Origin of the sequence: Fuerstiella marisgermanici (genome assembly GCF_001983935.1) — a bacterium.
In the GTDB taxonomy this organism is placed as follows: Bacteria; Planctomycetota; Planctomycetia; order Planctomycetales; family Planctomycetaceae; genus Fuerstiella; species Fuerstiella marisgermanici.
Genome location: NZ_CP017641.1, coordinates 7,958,327 through 7,979,983, shown reverse-complemented (window position 1 = coordinate 7,979,983; position 21,657 = coordinate 7,958,327). Strand labels below are relative to the sequence as shown.

The following is a 21,657-nucleotide window of genomic DNA, read 5'->3' as shown; positions in this document are numbered from 1 at the left end:
GGGCACTTCCTACCAATTGCGGCCTGACGTGTTAATAAGGGGTGGCCAGCCGACTCGGCGTGCACCAGCATTAACATCACCTGATCTCCGACTGTGAATTCCGGCGCCTAAACATCAACGTGCGTAGTCAACCTTTGCTGAGCCTGGCAGGAGTTGCTGGCCAATTGTGCGCGTTCTCGCTCTACTTGTGATCAAGCCGTTTTAGCACCGGAATCACACGAACCTTGCTACCCCGCAAAATCGGCCCAGTGATTGATCTGGTGCGGTGTGGTGTCGGCTGGCGAGCGATGGTTCTTGCTGAGACGGCGAACAGGTACGCTATGCCGACCAGTGACTCATGAAATGGCCGAAGTCGTTTCATCAGGTTGCCATGATTTAGAACTCATTTCCATCGCAAGGCCAGGTCGATGCTGCGTTTCACCCTGCTGATTCTTACGCTGTCCTCAACGGTTGCGGCCAGTGCCATCGCCCAGGTTTCATCTTTCAAAACTCCGGTGCAACGCAACATCGAAGGTTGGACGGTTCTGATTGATCCGGACCTGCTTGCGGCAGACCATCAGAAGACGGCTGATCGAGCGTTAAAAGCATTGGCGAACCATCTGCAGCGAGTCACCTTTATCGTGCCTGCTGAGCGTGTCACGGAACTGCAGAAGCTGCGAATCTGGGTGGACCTGTCGCATGAATTGAAGTCGATGCAGTACCACCCGTCGGAACGATGGCTGACCGAAAACGGCTACAATCCCAAGCTGGTAAAGTGCGTGCATATTCCTCGTGCTGCAGCATTGTTCGATCCGCACATGTGGGCCAAGCATCCCTACTGCGTGCTGCATGAGTTGGCTCATGCGTATCATGACCAGGTGTTAAACTTCGAACATCCACAGATTAAAGCGGCGTACGACAATGCGAAGCAGGCTGGAATTCTGGAAGACGTTCTGGCTCATACCGGCAACCGAGTAAAACACTACGGCCTAACCAATCACAAAGAGTACTTCGCCGAATCGACCGAGGCGTACTTCGGCGTCAACGACTTCTATCCGTTTGTGCGAGCGGAACTGAAGGAGCATGACCCGCGGATGTTTGCTACGCTGGTCAAAGTTTGGGGGCCAGTGCAGTAGAGAACCTCGACAGATGGCAGTCGCCCGTGTTGCCACATGTTTAGCATCGGTGGCGGACGATAACATTTCGCACAAGGACAGAGCATCATGCTGCTGAAGACGACCGTCATATTTGCAATCCTGATGTCATGCGTTGTGGGAGTTGCTGAAAACGATCGCCCGAACATCGTCTTTGCTTTCGCTGACGACTGGGGTCGTTACGCCAGCGCCTATGCGGCGCTTGAAAAGGGCGGGCCCAGTGACATCGTCAGCACTCCCAATTTCGACCGCGTCGCACGTGAAGGCGTGCTGTTTACCAATGCGTTCGTGAACGCTCCGTCTTGCACACCGTGTCGCAGTTCACTGCTGTCTGGGCAATACTTCTGGCGAACCGGACGCGGAGCGATTTTACAGGGAGCCATTTGGGATAAGAGCATTCCCAGCTATCCCCTGATCCTGCAGCAGGCCGGTTATCACATTGGGCATTCCTACAAAGTGTGGAGTCCCGGTACTCCGGCAAACGCCCCGTACGGCGCGAAAGCGACGGCCTATGGTAAGCACGGCGGAAAGTTCAACGGCTTCAGTCAGTTTGTCAGCAAGCAGAATGACATCAGCGCCGGCAAACAGGTTTTGCTGGACGAAGTGAAAGACAACTTCCAGGACTTTCTGGAGGATTGCGAAGACGGGCAGCCGTTTTGCTATTGGTGGGGGCCGACGAACTGTCACCGCAAGTGGGTTCAGGGTTCCGGAAAGAAACTCTGGGGGCTCAATCCGGACGAACTGAAAGGCAAGCTGCCGAAGTTTCTGCCCGACGTACCTGTCGTGCGTGAAGACATGGCCGATTACCTTGGCGAAGTGATGGCATTCGATGCCGGACTGGGCGTGCTGTTGAACGAGTTGGAATCAGCCGGCAAACTCGATAACACAATCGTCGTCGTCAGCGGTGACCACGGCGCGCCCGGCTTTCCCAACGGCAAGTGCAATCTCTACGACTTTGGAACTCACGTGCCGCTGGCGATCCGATGGCCGAAGAATGTACCGGGCAACCGAATCGTCGACGACTTCGTGTGTCTGCCCGATCTGGCCCCCACGTTTGTCGAAGCAGGAGGCGTCACAGTGCCGGACGTGATGACGGGCAGAAGCCTGATGCCCGTGTTGAAGTCGGACAAAGCCGGTATTGTTGATCCTTCACGAGATTCCGTGATCACTGGCCGAGAACGCCATGTGGCGAAAGCTCGGACCGATTGGCTGCCGTACCCTCAACGAGCCATTCGGACGAAACATTTTCTGTACATTCGCAACTTCAAGCCCGACCGCTGGCCGATGGGCACCGGACCTGGCTATGGAGGCAGCACCGGTCTGATGCCCGGCTTCGAACAGCTGCGAGAAAACACGTTCGCGGCGTTCGGCGACATGGACGCCAGCCCTACCAAAGCATGGATTGCAGTAAACTGCGAAGATGATCCGCAGCAACGCAAGTACTTCGACTTTGCGTTTGGACAGCGGCCGGAAGAGGAGCTTTACGAACTGGCAACGGACAGCGATCAAATCTACAACGTCGCCGATGATCTGCGGTTTGCGGACGTGAAGGCAGAGTTGTCAGATCGACTGATGACGGTGCTGAAGCAAACAGGCGACCCGCGTGTTACCGGCGACAGGACAACATTCGACAAGGCTCCCTTCGCCACGGAATGGCAGAATCCTCGCGCGAAGAAACGGTAGCGCCCTGTTGTGCCAATCCGAAACCATCAGCTAGCTGTCGAGACGCATGGACAACCTGGACCAAATCGAAGAACACGGCTTTGCGATTCGAGAATACATTCTCGATGCAGCAACCGTAGCGTGGTGCTGCGAACTGCTTGAGGCGGCTCGCCATAATGACAATTCCGAAAATGTCACCAATAGCAGCGGCACCTACGGATTGCGAAACCTGACCGATGTTGTCCCTCAGTTTGCTGACATCGTGCGGCTGCCGGCCGTTGCTGACCTTGTGGAATCGGTTGCAGGGCAGGGGGCTTTCATGGTGCGAGCCACATTGTTTGACAAAACGCCAAGCGCCAACTGGGGAGTTTTCTGGCATCAGGACCTGTCGATTGCTGTGGAAGAAAAGCACGACGCCGAAGGCTTTGTCGCATGGACCAGAAAAGCGGGTGTTGCGTGCGTGCAACCACCGGTCGAGCTGATGCAGCAGGTGCTGGCCGTGCGACTTCATCTGGATGATTGCACGGCAGACAACGGAGCACTGAAGGTCCTGCCGGGGACTCATCGACTGGCTCGCATGTCGACAGCCGAAGCGGAGCGTCAACAGCGGCAGGTTCAGGGAGTGGTGTGCGAGGTCCGCGCTGGTGGAGCTCTACTGATGCGGCCGCTGTTGCTGCACGCATCATCGCCGATGGAAGTGGTCTCCAGCCGTCGCGTGATTCATATCGAATTCGCCAACTTCGAACTGTCGTCACCGTTACGCTGGAAGTACCGAATTCCCTGCCGCGCTATTCGCGACTCAGCCGGTTCCAGCGATTGACGATTTCGATCTGAATGGGCAGCAGCACGAAGATCCACATCCAGACAAAATTCACGACCACACCCAGCCACACGCCCAGCTGGATTCCGTTTAGTTGAGCGGTCTTCTTCGTAATTTCCGTCAGCCCCACGGCCGCTCCGCCGATGCAGGGAAAGCTAATCACGGTGAGCAGAATCGCCAGCGGCAATGCAGCCCAGCGAGTGTACAGTGAAAGCAGAACGGTCAGGTGAGTCATCATCAGTGAGACGAAGACCCACGTGATCACCTGGCCCGGAAAGTCGTGAGCACTCGTGATCGAGCGGGCGTCGTACGCCATCAGAAGCACCAATGTGCTTATCGCAGGCAACAGTGCCACCACGCAGGCGGCCACTTTTTGCAACAAGATGGCGGGCGTTTGAATCGGTAGCATTCTCAGGCTGGCAATCGCAGACTGCCGAACTTCAAGAAACAAACTGTTGGAAGCGTAAAGCATCATTTCAACAGTCAGCAACAGAGCCACCGTTCCGAATGCGACTTGTGTCAGATCTCCCGACAGCCAACGCGTGCTGTTGGGACTATCCAGTTGATGAAACCACACAAACCCGGTAATCAGCAGGGCATAGCCGATTGCCTTGATCACCAGAAACGACTTGCCGCCGGTGAAGAACAGAAAGTCCTTCCACACCACCGGAAGCTTCCAGCAGCGTCCGACGGTAAAGCGTCTGATTCTTGCCGAACTGCCGTGAGGATTGTCTTCTGCCGGTTCGCTGTATCGATTAAACAGTAGTACGCTTAACAGAAACATGGCCCCGCCGACGGCGGTGTTCCGCCAGAATTGTTCGGCCGCCAGCGTCAGGTTCTTGCCGGTAGTGAAAATTTCACTCAGACGCGTCGTGATTGACGTCAACTGCTGTTCTTTGTGAAGTCCGTTGCAGACTTCAACCACCTCCGGCGGCAGCCAGGAAACATTATTCAACACGGCAATATTGGACAACAGCGGCCCAGCCGCGAAGAACAGCAACAGCAGCGACGTGGCCAGCGAGGCGGCTCGACCAGACGTCTGGCACCGCACCGAACAGAACAACGCCACGTTGGCCACCATGCACATCCACGCGGCCAAAGCCAGATAGGCGGCGATAATTTGCTGCCAGGTAACGCCGCCAAGTGTGATCGCCAAAAATGTGAACGGAAGCTGAATCAGCAGCAACATCAAGGCGCTAATCAGTCGCGACGTGGATTTGCTGAGCACAATCGCCAGTGGAGATACGCCCGCCAGTCGCAGCAGCGCGAGCGTGCCGGAATCCTTTTCTTCGGTAACGGCGGACACAAAGTAACTGATGCCGGACACTGAAATCAGCAATACATTCAGGCGGCAAATCCAGCTAAAGAAATTCAGCCCCGGTGCCATACCCCCGAGCGCCTTTGCCCATGCAGACAAAATGGCGAGCATCATGAAGCCACAAAACGCGGCGCGCACGATATGTGGATAAATGGATCTGGTGTCCGAACGCAGCGACCAGTTGAACAGTGTTTGAGTTCCACTGATCACGGACGAACTCCTCGAGTCGTCAGGTCCATGAATGCCTGATTCAACTGTTTTCGCCGCTGAGCAAACGAAACGATCGGAACGCCCAGCCCAATGATGGAACTGAGCACGATGTTGGAATCGCTGGCCGGGTCGAGTTCCAAATCGAATTCGTTGCCCGAGCTGTACTCAGGAATTTCAGCCGACACAATTCCGTCGATCGCGGTGAGAAGTTCGGTCGCGTTTTCGGGGGCCTGACTAAACTTTAGAGTGAACCGCGAGACTTCCGCATCCGCGTCCAGCAGCGCGTCCATCGGCCCGCTGAACTTCACGTGGCCTCGATCGATAATCGTCACACTGTCGCACAATTCCGCCAGTTCGCTGAGAATGTGTGAGCTGATGAAAATCGTTTTGCCCATCCGACGCAGTTCACGAAGGATCTCCATCAGTTCGATGCGAGCTCGTGGATCCAGGCCGCTGGCCGGTTCGTCCAGCAGCAACAGGTCTGGATCGTGGACCAATACGCGAGCCAGGCTGACTCGCTGCTGCATGCCTCGCGACAGGCCGGAGATCAAATCGTTGCGACGTCCGTCCATGTCAGTCAGCGTCAACACGTCGTTGATCACCTGGTCCCGCTGAGTCATCTTCAACCCGTAGGCGGCGGCGAAGAAATCAAGGTATTCGAAGACTGTCATCTGGCGGTACATGCTGAAGTGGTCCGGCATGAACCCAATCTTTTCACGAACCGCAATCGGTTCACTTCGCACGCTGTGCCCAAACACCTGCACCTGCCCCCAATTGGGTTTCAGCAATGTGCAGATGACCTTTAGCGTCGTCGTTTTACCGGCCCCGTTCGGCCCAACAAATCCGTGAAGCGTTTGCGGCATCACGGCAAACGAAACCTGATTCAGTGCCTGGTGTCCCTTGAAGGCATGCGTCAATTCGCTGACGGAAATCGCCGGAACAGTGTTGGCGTCGTAGGTTGGAGGCATAGATCAGTTATCTGAAATACTGGTTCACGTGAATTACGGCGCGGTGGGCGAAACGTCCTGAAGGAACAGGTCTTTGACAAACAACACGCGTCCCGTTGCTTTGACTTCGGCGTCCACGTCCATCGCAAAGCTGTCCGGAGCGTCCGCGTAAACAAACAGGCGAAGACGGTCGGGAGGAAGTTCAAACCGACCGGGCTGGTCGACAAGGTCATCCAGCAGGCTGCGCTGCATGAGCGACTTCATGGCGTCTTCATAGAATTTCTGCCGCTCGGACCGTTCGTCGACGGCCTGCTGAGTCCTCCATGGAGTGGCATAGCTGAAGTCCTGCACCGGCTGAGTGAACTGGGCCAGATCCTGCTTCTGCCCGAATAATTTCAACAACTTGTCTTCCGCGTTGTATTTCAATTCGTACAACCGTCGACCGGATAGCACCAGGTATCGGTTATCTTCGGCTACCGGAAAAGCGTCGCCGAATGAAATCGTCAATTTGACCAGCCCTGATGGCGTGGCGTCGACATCCGTGATCTTCAGCTTCCAGTCGGCACCGGCTATGCGTCGTCGACTTACGAACGTCTGTGAAGAAAATGGGGGAATCCGCATTAAGATCTGCCCGTTGTTGCCAGCCACCGCAGCAACATCGGAGCGGTCCATTGTGTCGGCTGTCGAAAGGACTGTCTGTTGGTCGTCTGTACTGGCCGTGTAGTCGTCTCCTGAAGTGACGAACAATGCACTCCACTGGAACACGTTCCAATGAGTGTCTCCTTCGGCCCTCGCGACGGCCAGCGTTTGAAGATTCGTTGTTTCGCCGTAACCGCGTCGACCGATAAACAAAAACAGCATACTGAACACGACCGCGAGTCCAACGATCGCTCCGTAGGTCGTCAAAAAGTGAATATCCTTTCGCTTGGAAAGAATAAAACAGCCCGGAAAGATCAAACCGATGTAGCACAACGCCAGCAGGAAGATCAGCCACCATGCGTGTTCCGGCAGCGTCAGTTCTCGCATACGACGAAAGAACGTGTCGTCAATCGATGACGGTTCGATCTGAGACTGCGGAGTCATACCGTATCCCATCTGCTCAGCCCGCCGTTTCAGTTCTGCTTCCAGCTTCTTATCCGGGTCCTTCAAGGCGTCAACTGTGACGATTCGATTGACCATCGCTTCGCTGACTTCGTTTCGCTGAACGGCGTGTCGAACCACCAAACCGCTACCGATGGAGTAGCGGTCCAGCGGCTGATTCAGATCCACCAGCGAACCAGAGAACTGCGGGAACTCGCCACGACCGTCGTGCAGCAGATGCAGTCGTCCGCCTTGATACAGCCAGGAAAGAAAAGCTTCCTGGCGAGGCACCTCCCAATCCGGTTCGTGATCGAGGAAGACAGTATGCAGCCCAAATGTCACCGTGGCGTACGGCGGAAAGATATTCTCCGGCATGTGCTTCACAGCCGACGGTGCCGTCGTGAAGCGGTTGGCTTTATCCAGAATGACAACCTGCGGCGGTGGGTCGGTCTTGTCAGACATCACCTTTACCGCCGCTCGGGCCTGCTTGATGTCTGCTGTTTTTCGGCCGTCAAATTCCAACCGCCAATCGTTATCGCGAGTATCGCCGACGTATGGGTAGAACTGAACCCACCGCCTGGCGGTAGACGCGATGAATACCGGCTGAGCATACTGTCCGCCGGTCGGATTCAGCACCCCTTGTATTTGCTGCAATGTAGCAGTGGCGTCGATGGGCTCAGACGTTTGGTTATCCAAAAGGATCGACAGCGGATTAAACTGCCCCGGCTGGACGCGGCCATCAAAGCCCCAGATCACTTCGACGACCTTCAGCTCCGGCTCAGTGCCCTGTGCAGCCAATTGCGTTGGGAACAGGCATGCCAGCAATAACCCGAAGACCAACAGCTGGAAGGTGTGTCGGATTCGGTTGCCGCTCGTTTTCCTTGGGTGGTATGAGATGGGTAGGCCGTCGACCGCCGAAACCCAAAGTCGCGCGGCGTCCTGCGCAGAATAGTGAAGAGCTTTTGAAGGATTTTCGTGATTCACCGAGTTCCCTCCAGCGCTGGCGCGACTGTTTCTGACGTGGGGACGGTCAATGCCAGTGGAGCCGCATTTTCGGCTCGCTGCAGCAACTGCGGTCCACACCACAACACAACTCGCCAAACTACCAGCAGGCCAACGGTGTACAACGGCAGAGTGAACATCCACCAGCGTTCACCAACTTCGTCGGTCACTCGGTACATCGAATAATCCTGAAACCTTCCCACCAGATATCGTTCGCTGGCTTCGATCAGGCCGTAGGGCGAAAACGTCAGAAAGATCTCGCGAACCGGCGGCGCGGCTCCTAACAATTGAGCCGCGATGATCGGGGAAACTGTCCACACCACGATCACCGACACAGCCGCCAGAATGGCCTTCGTTGGTGAATGGATTGTCAGACCGAGTCCCGTCGTCAGCCAGGCGACCACGTACAGCAGGACAAACGTGCCCCATATGCTTAGCAGAAAATAGGTCACCGGGGTAAAGGCGGTATTGATGCTTGTCAAACTTTGAGCACTGCTGTTCAACAGAAAGTGCGTGAAATTCACGCTGAGAATCGGGATGGCCAGCACGATTAGCAGACGCCTCATGCCAGCCACTTTTTGCTGGATCAGTTCGGCCGCTGTCATCGGGCTTGCCAACAGCGGTTCGATTGTTTGCTTGGCTCGTTCTGTCGAAAACAGGGTCGCGCCTTTCACGCTGGCCACCAATGCGGCGAGTACCCACACCAGAAGCTGCAACGCATACAGCCCCTGAAAACCGGTACGAGAAGAGGTAGTGGCTGCAGCGGCGCAGACGAACAACGTTGGTACCTCAAGCACCACCAGCACGCGAAACAGATAGCGAGCCTTGCCCAGCGACTTTTTGTTTCGCTCTCGCCATGCCACAGGATCGTTTTCCGGCAACGGATTTTTGTCGCTGATAATTTCGATACCGCCGGTGGTGCGTTCGTTCAGAGCTTTGAAGAAAGCGTCGACAGATCGAAACACCTTCAGCACAAACGACGACTGCGAAATGAACGCTCGCCGCACAAGCATCAGGCGGGCCGTCAGCAGCAGCATCGCTGTGATCAGCAACGCGGGCACGGTACGCGCTACAGTCAACACCCAGCCACTGGTCTGCCCCACCGCCCCAACGCCCCCAAAGGCTCGCATGGCAGCCATTTGGGCAGCCGGAATGCCCATCCGATTACCAAACATCATGTCCTGCCAAATGGCCGACGGCATGAACGACGTGATCCGCAGACTAAGCGTCAGCACCATTAACATCATGATCGTGGCATACGACCAAATAAATGCCGTCACCGTTGTCGCAAAATAGGTCGAGAACAAAATGGCAACACTGGCGATTAGAAAACATTCGCACAGCAGCAGCCAGATCGTACTGATCAGCATGTCGGTATCGACACCGCCCAGCGAATGCACATAGGCGATGACCGGAAATGTGAGCAGCAGAATCGTGAGCATCGGGATCAGCCGGCTACCGAACTTTTCGATCACAATCGTGCCCGGCGACAGCTTTGTCAGCAGCAACGTTCCAATAGTATTGCTTTCTTTTTCGCTGGTCACAGATGCGCAAGCCAGAGCCGGCATCAAGAGCTGGACGGTATAGAACAGAACGGGCGTAATACTTGCAAAGATGTCGCCGCCCACTCCCAGAAACTGAAGTGGCCCGCCAGCACCAAGCTGGCGAGACATCTGCTGACGCATGTTCAGTGCAATTTCGTAGTTGATGAAGACATAAAACAGAATCACTACGGCACCGGCTACGCGCACAATGTACGTTCGCCGGCGGTTCGCCAGTTCCGTCAGCTCACGACGAAGAAGGGGTAATTCCGGAATGAATCTCACGCCGTCTTCCCTTCCGTTAGCTTCATGAAGGCAGTTTCCATGTCCATCGCTTCCGGTTGGAACATGGTAATACGAGCCTTCTCTTCAACCAGTGCCTGATGGAAATCAGCCACGGAAAGCTCATCCTCCCGCAACCGAATAGCCCAGCGATCGACCTGACTTTCCACGGAATCCACGCCGGGAATATTACGCACGCGAGCTTCCAGGTCTTCGCCGGGATTGTCCAGCCGCAGATGAATAACTCGCTTCAGATGCAACTGCTGGAAGATTTCGTTTAGCGATCCCTGAGCCACCATTTCGCCTGTTTCAATAATGCCGATCCGCGTACAAAGCTGGCTAAGTTCGTGCAGAATATGGCTGCTGATCAGAATCGTCTTGCCCATCTCCTTAAGCGCTTTCAGCAGTTCGCGGACTTCAATGCGCGCCCGCGGATCAAGCCCGCTGGCTGGTTCATCCAGCAGCAGCAGGTCGGGATCGTGAAGCAGAACTCGAGCCAGCGCCAGCCGCTGTTTCATCCCGCGTGACAGGCCGTCGACGGGAGAATCGGCTTTGTGGGCGAGGTCGGTCAGTGCCAATACGTCGTCGATCACGCCTTTACGTCGATTGGACGGCAGCTTGTAGGCGGCCGCGAAAAAGTGAAGATATTCAAGCGCCGTCAGGTCTTCGTAAACGCCAAAGAAGTCTGGCATATAACCAATTTTCTCACGCACCTGCTGCGGCTGACTTGTAACATCAAGTCCACACACAAGGGCCAGACCACGAAACTTTGGTTGCAGCGTTGCGAGGACTCGGATGGTCGACGACTTACCGGCACCATTGGGCCCGATGAATCCGAAGACTTCGCCTTTGGGAATATCCAGAGAGATCCCTTTGACGGCTTCGAACTTGCCATAGCTGACACGCAGATCTCGAATGCAGACAGCGAGTGGGTTCATGTGAAAGCCTCCGCCCTAATTTGACGCGACGTGAAAAACGCGGCGGTAAAAAGTAGTTTCGTCACCTTCTTTGACAGCAACAATCAGCAGCCACTGGTTGGGATCAGTAGAATCGTGAATTGGCAGATCTTCCATCGAACCGGCTCCCTGAGGCGACACCTGTGACACGACACTGAAAAAATCCTGAGTGCCGCTGCGAGACGAAGACTGCAGAATTCCCTGGATAGCAACCTGATCTTCAAACCCCTGATAGATCTGTCCGTACATGCCCGGCTGCTGCATTGCCTCAATCGGCCCCAGGCCAGACGCCAGTTTTTGCATGGAAAACAGGAAGCCGTCCATTTTAAAAACAGGAAGTTGCCCCTGCTGGTTTAGCACCACCGCATCCACTTTCTGATTGGGGGATGCGATTTCAGTCAACAACGTTGCCAGCCTGCTACGGCCTTCTGTTGTCGTAACTAACGTTTCATCATCCCACGGTATCTTCGGAACTTTGTCGGCCTTCGGTGACAGCGTGAACGTGCGATTTAGTTGGGGTTCCCACTGCCGCATTCTTTGTTGATGACTGTACGCCTGAGGAAATCGGCCGTGGTAGTTGACGTTGCGGTAGGTTGACTGCGGCACGGGCTGGTGGAGCGAAAGCTGGTTGACCGCGATGGTCTGAGCGGGCACAAAAAAGCTGTTGGAGGTTTCGTTTTCGAGTGTGACTTGCGAAGCATAAAAATGCAGTTGCAGATCCGTTTGCCGCACCGGCTGCCCGTCGTCGACCAGATCGACAATCGTAAACCGGCCTCCAGTATCTGTGCTCGCCATATAATTGTGAGCGATGCGAACCGTTAGCACAGTGAAGAAGGCGGTCACAATGGGAAACAGCAGCCATGTGTATTTGCGAGCTTTAAAAAAGCCGAGCACGAACCAGTCGACCGGACCGATCGTGATGACGTACGCAAACAGCAATAAAGCAATGATGTAGCTGGGCACCATCTCAACATCCTTCGGCATCAGCGTGGTCATCGCTGTCACCGCAATGGGGTTGACCTTTGGTTGCAATTCGTAATTGAGTCCCAGCTGGGCGGCGAGGTCTTCTCGCGACGTCGCACGCCAATAGCTGCCGGAAGATCGGCGACCATTCTTGTACTGTAGATAGAACCCATTGCGGTCTTTCCTCACTACGGCGCCTCGCGCCTTCAAAAGTGCGTCGAGTGAACTTTGGCCCCATTGTTCCCCGTCGAAGACTTCAGAGTTGCTCCGCACCTTAAACAGGTGCCCGACCACACTGCCCAAATCCGCGCCGGAAAGTCGTTCGGGCAGATCTTCAACGTCCGGCAGCAATGTCACTCGCCCCAACCCAAACCGGCGGTTGACAACGGGAGCCTCTTCGTCGCTGATCACAAGCAGGTTGCCATCGTCCGTAATGCTTAGATGCAGGTCAGGGTCCTCAGCACGTTCGAATAGCGTTTGCAGGAATAGCAGGTGAGGTTTCTGTAAGCGGTTGTCATCCGGCAGCACACACAGACTGCCTCCTGCCTTCACCCAGGTTAATAGCGCCTCCATCTGGCCGTCTTCCAGGCGACTCAACGAATTATCAGCAAGCAGCACGATGTCGAATGCACACAGATGCAGCGGATCTCCCGGCAGTTCGTAGACGTTCCAACTGCAGGCGTAATTCTGCACGCGTTGCGTATCGAGGATTCGCTGACGATTGAGCTGCTGATCGGCGGCGGGCGCGGGACCTGGATTTGGGCTGTAAGGTTCCAGTGACAGCGATCTGTCCAGAAACGCTCGCTGTTTAGACGGTTTCAGAAAGTCGCGTCGTCCCGACACCGAACACACCAGTGTGGCGCGTTCGAACGCGCCGATCGAAAGCAATTCATGAGGTTCCGCTGGATCGTCCGGATCGCGTGACAGCGACAATCGACCTTCGGGCGTATCGAACCAGCAGGTGATCATGTATTGCTGATTGTGCGAATGTTCGAACGGCGGCAGCACTGTGTTGAAGATGTAGTCCGTTCCCTGCAACACGATGCCTTCATAACGGATGGTCGCCATCAGGTCGGCGTCGGTCGGATTGCTGTTGTAAACTTCCATAACCAGATCCCCTTCCAGGATCTGGTTGGAGTTGTATTCCAACTTAATCTGCAAAGGGATCACACTGCTGGATCGGCCACGGATCGAAAGCGGTTCAAGCTTCAGACTGACCAGTCGATCGGGTTGAGCGACGGCCGGCGCGGTTGTGCAACAGAACACAGCGAGTAGAAGTAACAGCCAGGTGGCACATCCGCGCAGCCGGTGCGTGCTGCAGGCGCGGTCAGGCAGATCCGTCCCCTCACTGCCGCAGTCAATTGAGGGGTCGAACGAGCGCAGCGATGTTCGGGGGAGGGGCGTCTGTGCAACCCGCGCGGCTTGACTGCAGCGCGCCGACATGCCCGGCCCCCTCCCGAACGTTGCTTCGCTCCGTCCGACCTCCCCCCACGCTACGCTGGGTGAGGTGCTGGGATACCGCCAATCCTGAATCCCGCAGCCGCGCTGTCTCTGTGCGGGAGGGTGAAGAATCGCAACTGGATCTGTGAGACACCCACAACTCATTTGGTAACTCCCGTCTTGTCACGTTGGAAGTACCACCACTCCACCATCAACAGCACGAACGCCAGAGCCGCCAACACCCACCAGAGTTGCTGGTCGGAATCGATCATCTGCGTTTCGTCGGTCTTGACGGTCAATTCGGCAAACTGCAATTCGGTGACCGATTCCAGCGACGTTTCCAGAGCACTTAGCAGGCCTGTGCCAATGGACGCCACAACGTCGGCTCCATCTTTGATGTCATACTTGCCGACGACTTCCGCCTGCACGCCGGTTAACAAACCACTGGCGGTGGATCGAAACGTGTCCGCTTCGCCGTTGGGCCCCTGAACAGTGAACTCACGTTCCGGCTCAAGGTTCAACGGTGGCAGCACACCCGTCGGAGCGGCGTTGACTTCCGACAAAGACGCTCGCTGGAGTGCTGATTCGATCACGTTGGAAACCAGAATCGGAAACGCGATGCGATAGGGCAGGGTGGAACGGTCGGTGTGAAACAGGAAGTAGTATTTGGTTTCCAGCCCCTGCCGCTTCTGTAGCATCAGCGGGCCTTCGGCTCCGTGAACAAGGACTTCGTAGCCGCGTTCCTCCAGCTTTGAAGCGGTCGCGTTTTCTGCGTAGCGAGCTTTCTGGCCAATCTGCACGTCTCGCAACCGCACGTGCCGCAGCAGCGGAGCGGTGCTGACCCAATCGACGATTTGCACGCGCGTATCATCGACGTCTACATCGCCTACCGAAACCAGGTCTGCGACGTCTTCCGGAATCACGCCGTTGTAGATCACAATCGGAGCTTCCGATCCCTGCAGATCTTCTGCGTCCGTGACGATCAAATCGTATTCTGCGGCAGACGGTTCCTTCTGACTGTCGACCTCCACCTCTGCCTGAACACTCAACGCATGCTGCCAGGAATACAGTTCCGGCGATGTCCAGGCTTTCAGCGGACGCGGTTTCGGCAGAGTCAGCCAGACTGTGTTGTCGACATCCAGCGAATCATAATTGGTCGGAGCCAGAGTTGCCTGCAGCAAAGTCGTGTCAGTTGCGTCGATGGAAAACACAACTCGTTCAGAATCCCCCTTCGACGCCGAAACCGTTTCGCGGCCCACCACTTCGCCGTCCATCTTCAGTGTCAGATCGCCGAAGGCTGGTTCTGCTGTCGACCCGCCAACTCGCACAAAGATGTCCCAGCTTTCCGGTCCGCTGCGGCGAGCGTTCATTTCTGTAATACCGAGATTATCGCCACCCTCTTCCACTCGCTGAATATCCAGCGTGAACGGCAGTTCGAAGTCGACTCGATCTTTCAGATTGCCGTCCGTGATCACCGTCACCCGTTCGATTGGCGACGTGCGAGCATACGCTTCGGCCATGCGCAAAACTTCGTCGAGCTTGCTGGCGCGGTGAGTCGGCTGCACTCGATCGAGTGCGCGCATCAGGATCTGAGCGTCGTCGGTGAATTCCGTCAGACGTCGCCCGCCGCTGGCGAATGAAAACAGAGCGATCTTGCCGCTGCCACGCAGGTTTTCGATCATCGCCTTCACCTGTTCTTTGGCAAGATCCAGGCGAGTTTTGTCTGAACCATCAACCTTGGACGACATGCTGGCCGAACAGTCGATCAGTACCGGCAGGTATTCTGCCGTTTCCGGTCCCGCACTGATGAAGGGCTGCATCAATGCCAGAATCACAAGCATCAGCAACAGCAGTTGCAGCAACAACAAAAGGTTGCGCCGAAATTTCTGAAACGGTGAATTGACTCGTTGATCATTCACCACCGACTGCCACAACGCCAGCGACGGAACTTCCAGCCGAGGCCGCTTCAGCTTCAGGAAGTAAAGAATCACCAACGGGATGAGCGACAGGAAGAACCACGCTCCAATCGGGAATCCGAAACTCGGCCATGTCATCGCAGCACCCATCCCTGTCGACTTAGCGTGTCGAACAAAACGGAATTCAGCGGCGTTGCCGAACTGATGGTGGCGAATCTGCCGTTGCGACGACGACACTGCTGATGCAGTGTCTCCTCATGCCACGCCCGATGCTCGTGATACAAACTCAGCAATTCGCCCGCGTTGGTGATGTCGAGTGTCTCACCGGTTTCACTGTCGACAAACCTGAGGTCGCCTTCCAGATTGGGATTCATTTCCGAATCGCCCAAAATCTGCAGCCCCCAGATTTCCAGGCCGCTGCTGAACAGCATATTCATGCTGCGAGTCAAATCGGCAAACGTCAGAAAATCCGACAGCAGAATGGCGATGCCTCGTCCACGATGGAAACGCAGCATCGTTTCGATCGCTCGTTCGACCGGAACATTGCCGCCGCCTTCGATGTTGTCCAAAAACTGCAACAGCTTGCGAATACGAGTCCGCCCGGCTCCTGGCGGCAACATCCACGGTTGCCCTTCCTGCTGATGAACCGCGTACACGCTGACTCGTTCAACGTTTAGCAGGCCCATGATTCCGAATGCTGCGGCCAGTTGGCGTGCCTTCAGCAGCTTGTCGTCGAACAGCATCGACGACGAGGCATCCACCATAATCACGACATGAAGTTCCTCCTCATGCAGGAACTGTTTGATGTAAGGTCGATGCAACCGCGCGAAGATATTCCAGTCGACATACCGGAGGTCGTCGCCAGACGCGTAGTCTCGATAATCGGCGAAGTCCGTGCTACGACCGCCTTTGCCAGCAAGGTGCTCGCCACGACTGCGGTTGGTCAACCGGCGCATGGGATTCAGCCGCATTCTTTCGATGCGGTGCAGCGTTTTGTTGTCGAACAGCGATGTGAGTTGTTTGGGCGTATCCGGCACGTCGTTCTACGCTTCCGTCGGGAGTGTGTTGACGCATTCCTTGATCAGGTCGGCCACCGCGATGTTCTCGGCCTGGCCGTCATAGTTCAGTAACGCTCTGTGCTGCAGAACTTCGGCGGCGAAGTGCTTGATATCTTCAAACGCCACGTGCGGACGCCCTTGTCCTAAAGCTCGCACGCGAGCCGCGCGGATCAGAGCCTGGGCGGCTCGCGGGCTGGCGCCCCATCTTAGAAACTGCTTTACACCTTCCGGCGAGTACTCAGAATCCGGATGAGTCGACAGGACAAGTCGGCAGGCGTAGTCCCTCATCGGGTCGCTCACCACAACTCGATCCAACACGGTCCGCAGGTGCAGAATGCGTGGACCATCCAAAATTGCTTCCACATCAACATGCTTCCGCAGGATCGTCCGGCTGACGACTTCGTTAAGCTCCGCTCGATTCAGAAACGGTACAACAACCTTGAACATGAAACGGTCCAGTTGGGCTTCGGGCAGTGGAAACGTGCCTTCCTGTTCGATGGGATTCTGAGTCGCCAGAACAAAGAAAGGCTGATCAAGATGGTACGTCTGCCCGCCGGTGGTGACCGTGCCTTCCTGCATGGTTTCCAGCAGGGCTGACTGAGTCTTCGGAGTGGCTCGGTTGATTTCGTCCGCCAGCAGCAACTGAGTAAAAATCGGTCCTTCACGGAATTCGAACCGGTAGTTCCCGCTTTCGTCGGCGGTCATCATGTTGGTGCCGATCACGTCGGCAGGCATCAGGTCGGGCGTAAACTGAATTCTGCGGAAGTGAAGTTTCAACACGCGCGACAGCGCCTTCACCAATTCGGTTTTGCCAAGCCCCGGCACGCCTTCAAGAAGAACGTTGCCGCCACACAGGATCGCGGTCAAAGTTGCTTCGACCACTCCTTCCTGCCCCACAATCACCTGGCCGATGGCATCGCGGAGTGTTTGGAATTCGGTCTTAAACTGATCGGCTTCGGTCTGAAGCTCTTCCGGAGTCGCAGTGTGATTCATGTCGGCTTGAATTTCTGGTGAAGGTGATTGTTATCTACGTTGTTCCCGCGGCCAAGAACGGGCATATCATCAACCCCTCCCGCAATTTATTGCGGGAGGGGTCGATCGAGCGTAGCTAGATCGGGGGAGGGCCGAGCGTAGGTGACAGGTGATTTCGCTGGTCGCGTCTCCCGTTCACACGGCCCCCTCCCGGACCTCGCTTCGCTCGTCCGACCTCCCCCTCAGCTTCGCTGGGGAGAGGTAGAATGTGCGGCGTCGCTGGCTCACTCATCATCGCCCTCCTGTTCACGCCGCCGCTTCATGGCCAGCAGCCTTGACGTGGTGTTGCCATCGTCCGTGGACGGTTCCGGCTCAGGCGGTGCCTGTTGAGTGGCCTCGTCCGTTTTTTGTGCTGGCCGTTTTGCAGAAGTGGGTGGCACAGAACGTGGCTGCATTGGGCGTTCGGGCGGTTTCGGTCGAGGCGTCGCTTTGTCTTTTTGTCCGGTCATCGTCGAACGAACGGCCTCCGTTTTCTGCAGCAGAGCGCCCATGGTCGCCGTCGATTCTGACTTGCGGCCCCCGAACATCTTGCGGACCCAGGAAAGATCCAATTGAACTCGACGAATAGCCACGTCCAGCGGAATCATGCAAGCCAGCGCCATCAGAAACCAGTCGAACACGGAACGCGAACTACGCTTCGGTTTACGGCGACCGTAGATGGATTTGGAAAGTTCTTCCGGCGATAGACCGGGGTCAATTTCTTCGCCACCTGTTTGCTCGGCGATATCCCGCAGCACGATGGGGTTCGCTTCAAAACGCAGGTACTCGGGTGAATACGAAACGATGAAGCCGCCGTAGGCAATCTCTTCGCGACCGCCACCTTCCGCTGAAATCTGCACCTGATACCGAGCTTGTCCCTGCAGCGGGATTGTTGCCTGATAGCGCCGGGGAGCAATCTGCCTTACTGGGCCGGCGTAACGAAAATCGTTGGGCGATGTGACCGTAACGTTCATATCCAGCATGGATTCTTCGGGGTGAAAGTCTTCCACCACAACCACGCCTTCGTTTCCGTTAACATACGTGTAGACTCGCAAAAACTGTTCGCGCCGAACTCGACTAACTCGCGTCATCAACTGAGTCAACATTTGCTGGAATTGATCCCAATTCACCCAATCCTTGCCCCAGTCATCAGTCAGGTCGGACGTAAAAGCGGCGGTGGCTCCCAGGCCGTAACGCCATGTGGCCAGAATCGGATCGACGTCTGAATCATCGGCCACCAGGTCGCCTTCTTTGGGTGGCGCAGACAGCAATATAGTGGCTCGAGGATCTTCCTTTTCTGAAGCGAGTACATAACCGTGCAGCGGCGGCAGACCTCCGATGTCTCGGAAGATCGGATCGTTGTTCATCAGCATCGGTGTGAACGTCCGCTTCTGAATCTGATTGCGCCGCAGCGTCTTGGCTTCTTTGATAAAGATCGACGGCAGCTGAGAAGGATCGGGCGGAAAGTAATAGCGACCGCCCGTTTGGCTGGCGATAGCACTCAGCACCATCGTGTCTCGCCCACCATGAGGAAACACGGCGACGGTGGAAATCGTCGTTTGAGCATCAATGAATTCCTGAATCGCAGACGGCGGCGGCATCGGCGGGTCGCCATCAGAAATGATAATCATGTGCCGACTGGACGCGTCGCTCTTCTTGAGACCTTCCAGTCCCATCTTCATCGTGCTGGTGAAGTCCGGCATGTCGCCGATTTGAGCTCCATTAATCTTCGTCACCAGTTCAGAATAATTGCCGGCAGGTGTGAGTTCAAAAATCCATTCGTTGCCACCCATGCCGTAACCGATGGCACCAACTTCGTCTTCAGAGTTCAGCACTCGGATCGCTTCTTTGGTGATCCGCTTGGCCCACGAATTGCCCTGCGGAAATTCGCAGGTGTGCAGGATGATGACCAACCCACCTTTTGGCAGAATCTTCTTTTTGCTGATCTCCATCGAAATCGGCAGGCAGTCTTCAATCGGCGAATTCTGGTAGCCTCCGGGCCCAAAACTGTTGGGCCCGCCGAGCATAACGAACCCAATGCCCAGGTTCCGGACGGCGTCATGAACCGCCTGGATTTGCGTCGCAAACAGCGTGTCGGCCGGGACGTTGGCGAACACGATCGCGTCGTATGGCATCAGCGAAAGTGGGTCGAGTGGAAATTCAGTGGCGGTTACTGTTTCGACTTCGCGCTCACCCTGTTCCAAAGCTTCCTTCACGTACCGCCATTCCTTCGGATTGCCTTTCGGATCGGTGACAATCAGAACTCGCCCTGGGCCTTCTATATACAAATAGTTTCGAACCGCGTTGTTCTCCACACGCGCATCTTCGCTGGCGGGGACCTCTATTCTGGCTTCATATTCGTAATAGCCGGGGGCATCCACTTTGATCGGAACGGCGAAACGGTTTTTGCCCGGTTTGAATTCGACTGGCAGCCGAGTCAACTCTTCATCGTTCTGCGACAACACCAGCGTGCCGGAACCGGCTTGCAGCGAAGTCAACACTGTGGCCGCTTCGTAGGTTTCGCCGAGTCTCACGAAACGCGGCAGGTCGAGGCGTTCCAGCAGCACTTCCTTGTCCTGAGCATCCAGATGCGTAATCGGGATGACATCAACCTGAATGTCTCGCGCCTGTAGTTCTGTTACGGCCTGCTTCAATTCGCCAAGCGTTTCTGTGCCGTCACTGATCAGGACGACTCGCGAACGATTGTCTTCCGGCAGCATCGCGGCACTTAGTGACAGCGACTGTTCCAGGTTCGTTGCGTCTTTGCCGACCTGCGAGTTCAGATACTTTTCGAACGGAAACGATTCGCGTGGCGGATATTCGACGGCGGGAGTACGTCCGAAGACCACCATGCCCGCTTCGTCTTTCGGCGGCTTCATAGCGGCCGCGCCCGCTACGATGGCTAGAGCTTCGTCCTTCGCGTCGCTGACGGAATCGGACACATCGACATTGAAGACGACAGACACGATATCGCTGGTCTTGACGGCTCGCGGCTGAGCCAGCACGCAAATCAGCAGCACTGTCAGCGACAGCCGCACTAGCAGCGCCAGCTTGCCGCGGCTGACAGGCAGCCCCGAATAACCGGCCACCTGCATCCACCAGATCCACGGCGTGACCAACAGCAATGCGAACGCCCACGGATAACTAAATTCGACGGTGCCTCCAATTGAGTCGAGATAGAGCCACCACCACCGACGGTTGCCGGGGGACGCACTGCTTCCGTAGACGAGGAATAACAGGATCGCCGCAGCAACCAGAAGGAAGGCAATCAGTGGTCGAGCGTCTTTCCATCCAACCGGTCTTCGAGCCGGGGGAAAAATTCGGCGGGCCGTCTTGTTGAGCCAATTCGTCACGGCGTTAACTCCACAATCCGGTGATTCCCCGTGTCCGCGACGAGAATGCGGCCGTCACTGAGAACTGTCAAACTCCACGGGTTGAAGAATTCTCCGTCCCCGCGTCCTGGACGACCGTACCGGCCGACGAAACTTCCATCTTCGGTTAATACTGTCAGCCGAGCGGCCTTGTTTTCTATCACATATAGCCGCCCATCGGAGGTGCCGCGAACATCATAAGGAAACTCAAACGCCGCCAAATCGTCTGGCAATTTCAGAACTCCCTGAAAGTGCCCGGAATCGCTGAACACCTGAATTCGATTATTGAATGCGTCCACAGCGTAAACGGTCTGGTTGCTCCACACAATTCCGCTGGGCCGCTGAAACTGCCCGAGTCCTGTTCCATGTTCGCCGAACTGAGTGACAAATTCGCCGGTCGAGGTAAATTTCTGGATTCGCTGTTTGTCGCCGTATTCGCCAACATACAAAAACCCGTCGGGATCCTGAGTAATCGCGACGGGGTATACGAACTGCCCGGGCTCCGTTCCCTTCTCACCAATCATCGATTCCAACGTGCCGTCTGCATGAAAAAAGACGACTCGATCATAATGCGTATCCGCGACGGCAATGCGCCCGTCCAGCAGTTTAATGATGCCTTCCGGACGTCCAGCTTCGTAGTCCGGCATGTGCCACGTATTCAGCACCTCACCCTGCGCCGAATAAATCAAAACTCGACCAGCATCATCCAACGCGTAAACGGTGTCGTCTTTGTCGGCGTAGAGAGATCGCGGGGCTGGAATTCGCGTCCCATCGGCTGGCACTGGCCAGGTGGTGAATTGAGAAATCGGAAAGGTGTCTGTCGCCGCGTCCTGACACCCGACCAACAGCAACATGCTCGCCATCCACAGCCAGATCGACCGTTTGCTGTCGAGCACAGATGTAGTTTGCATCTCCGCTATGGCTTCCATCTCCACGGCCGGGCACGT

14 protein-coding genes are annotated in these 21,657 nt (G+C 55.9%); 3 read left to right on the top strand and 11 right to left on the bottom strand.

The annotated features are described in order from the left end of the window. The first annotated feature begins 407 nt into the window (after nucleotides 1-407). From Fuma_RS30080 to Fuma_RS30070, 3 genes are all read left to right on the top strand, one after another. A complete protein-coding gene (locus Fuma_RS30080) occupies nucleotides 408-1,115 on the top strand; it encodes a M90 metallopeptidase family protein (RefSeq protein WP_077027376.1) in 708 nt (235 codons plus the stop codon). Between the two features lie 87 nt (nucleotides 1,116-1,202). After that, nucleotides 1,203-2,816, top strand: a complete 1,614-nt coding sequence (locus Fuma_RS30075) for a sulfatase family protein (RefSeq protein WP_077027375.1) — start codon at nucleotides 1,203-1,205, stop codon at nucleotides 2,814-2,816. A gap of 46 nt (nucleotides 2,817-2,862) precedes the next feature. Continuing rightward, entirely contained in the window at nucleotides 2,863-3,615 is a 753-nt protein-coding gene (locus tag Fuma_RS30070) for a phytanoyl-CoA dioxygenase family protein (RefSeq protein WP_077027374.1), read from the top strand. Here the strand turns inward: Fuma_RS30070 and Fuma_RS30065 are convergent. The 11 genes from Fuma_RS30065 to Fuma_RS30015 all read right to left on the bottom strand — a co-directional run bounded on the left by Fuma_RS30065 (nucleotide 3,584) and on the right by Fuma_RS30015 (nucleotide 21,621). Beyond that, nucleotides 3,584-5,143: a hypothetical protein gene (locus tag Fuma_RS30065; RefSeq protein WP_077027373.1), complete on the bottom strand. Its 1,560-nt coding sequence runs from the start codon at nucleotides 5,141-5,143 to the stop codon at nucleotides 3,584-3,586. The genes Fuma_RS30070 and Fuma_RS30065 overlap by 32 nt on opposite strands. Continuing rightward, nucleotides 5,140-6,111, bottom strand: a complete 972-nt coding sequence (locus Fuma_RS30060) for an ABC transporter ATP-binding protein (RefSeq protein WP_077027372.1) — start codon at nucleotides 6,109-6,111, stop codon at nucleotides 5,140-5,142. The genes Fuma_RS30065 and Fuma_RS30060 overlap by 4 nt, the downstream gene beginning before the upstream one ends. A gap of 33 nt (nucleotides 6,112-6,144) precedes the next feature. Then, the gene (locus Fuma_RS30055) at nucleotides 6,145-8,154 is read right to left on the bottom strand and encodes a hypothetical protein (RefSeq protein WP_077027371.1); all 2,010 of its coding nucleotides are present in this window, start codon (nucleotides 8,152-8,154) and stop codon (nucleotides 6,145-6,147) included. Continuing rightward, a complete protein-coding gene (locus Fuma_RS30050) occupies nucleotides 8,151-9,998 on the bottom strand; it encodes an ABC transporter permease (RefSeq protein WP_077027370.1) in 1,848 nt (615 codons plus the stop codon). The genes Fuma_RS30055 and Fuma_RS30050 overlap by 4 nt, the downstream gene beginning before the upstream one ends. Continuing rightward, complete coding sequence (locus Fuma_RS30045; RefSeq protein ID WP_077027369.1) at nucleotides 9,995-10,933, bottom strand: ABC transporter ATP-binding protein; 939 nt, start codon at nucleotides 10,931-10,933, stop codon at nucleotides 9,995-9,997. The genes Fuma_RS30050 and Fuma_RS30045 overlap by 4 nt, the downstream gene beginning before the upstream one ends. 15 nt (nucleotides 10,934-10,948) lie before the next feature. Beyond that, nucleotides 10,949-13,180 (bottom strand): hypothetical protein, encoded by a 2,232-nt coding sequence (locus Fuma_RS30040; protein ID WP_145944455.1) that lies wholly within the window; start codon nucleotides 13,178-13,180, stop codon nucleotides 10,949-10,951. Between the two features lie 335 nt (nucleotides 13,181-13,515). After that, nucleotides 13,516-15,408 carry a vWA domain-containing protein gene (locus Fuma_RS30035; RefSeq protein WP_158521187.1) on the bottom strand — a complete coding sequence of 631 codons (1,893 nt, stop codon included), beginning with the start codon at nucleotides 15,406-15,408 and terminating at the stop codon, nucleotides 13,516-13,518. Continuing rightward, nucleotides 15,405-16,307 carry a DUF58 domain-containing protein gene (locus Fuma_RS30030; RefSeq protein WP_077027366.1) on the bottom strand — a complete coding sequence of 301 codons (903 nt, stop codon included), beginning with the start codon at nucleotides 16,305-16,307 and terminating at the stop codon, nucleotides 15,405-15,407. The genes Fuma_RS30035 and Fuma_RS30030 overlap by 4 nt, the downstream gene beginning before the upstream one ends. Before the next feature lie 6 nt (nucleotides 16,308-16,313). After that, nucleotides 16,314-17,321 carry an AAA family ATPase gene (locus Fuma_RS30025; RefSeq protein ID WP_077027365.1) on the bottom strand — a complete coding sequence of 336 codons (1,008 nt, stop codon included), beginning with the start codon at nucleotides 17,319-17,321 and terminating at the stop codon, nucleotides 16,314-16,316. A 263-nt stretch (nucleotides 17,322-17,584) separates the two neighbouring features. After that, complete coding sequence (locus Fuma_RS30020; protein ID WP_077027364.1) at nucleotides 17,585-20,692, bottom strand: VWA domain-containing protein; 3,108 nt, start codon at nucleotides 20,690-20,692, stop codon at nucleotides 17,585-17,587. Next, nucleotides 20,689-21,621, bottom strand: coding sequence for an NHL repeat-containing protein (locus Fuma_RS30015; protein WP_158521186.1), 933 nt, complete (start codon nucleotides 21,619-21,621; stop codon nucleotides 20,689-20,691). Before Fuma_RS30015 ends, Fuma_RS30020 begins: the two co-directional genes overlap by 4 nt. Nucleotides 21,622-21,657 lie beyond the last annotated feature (36 nt).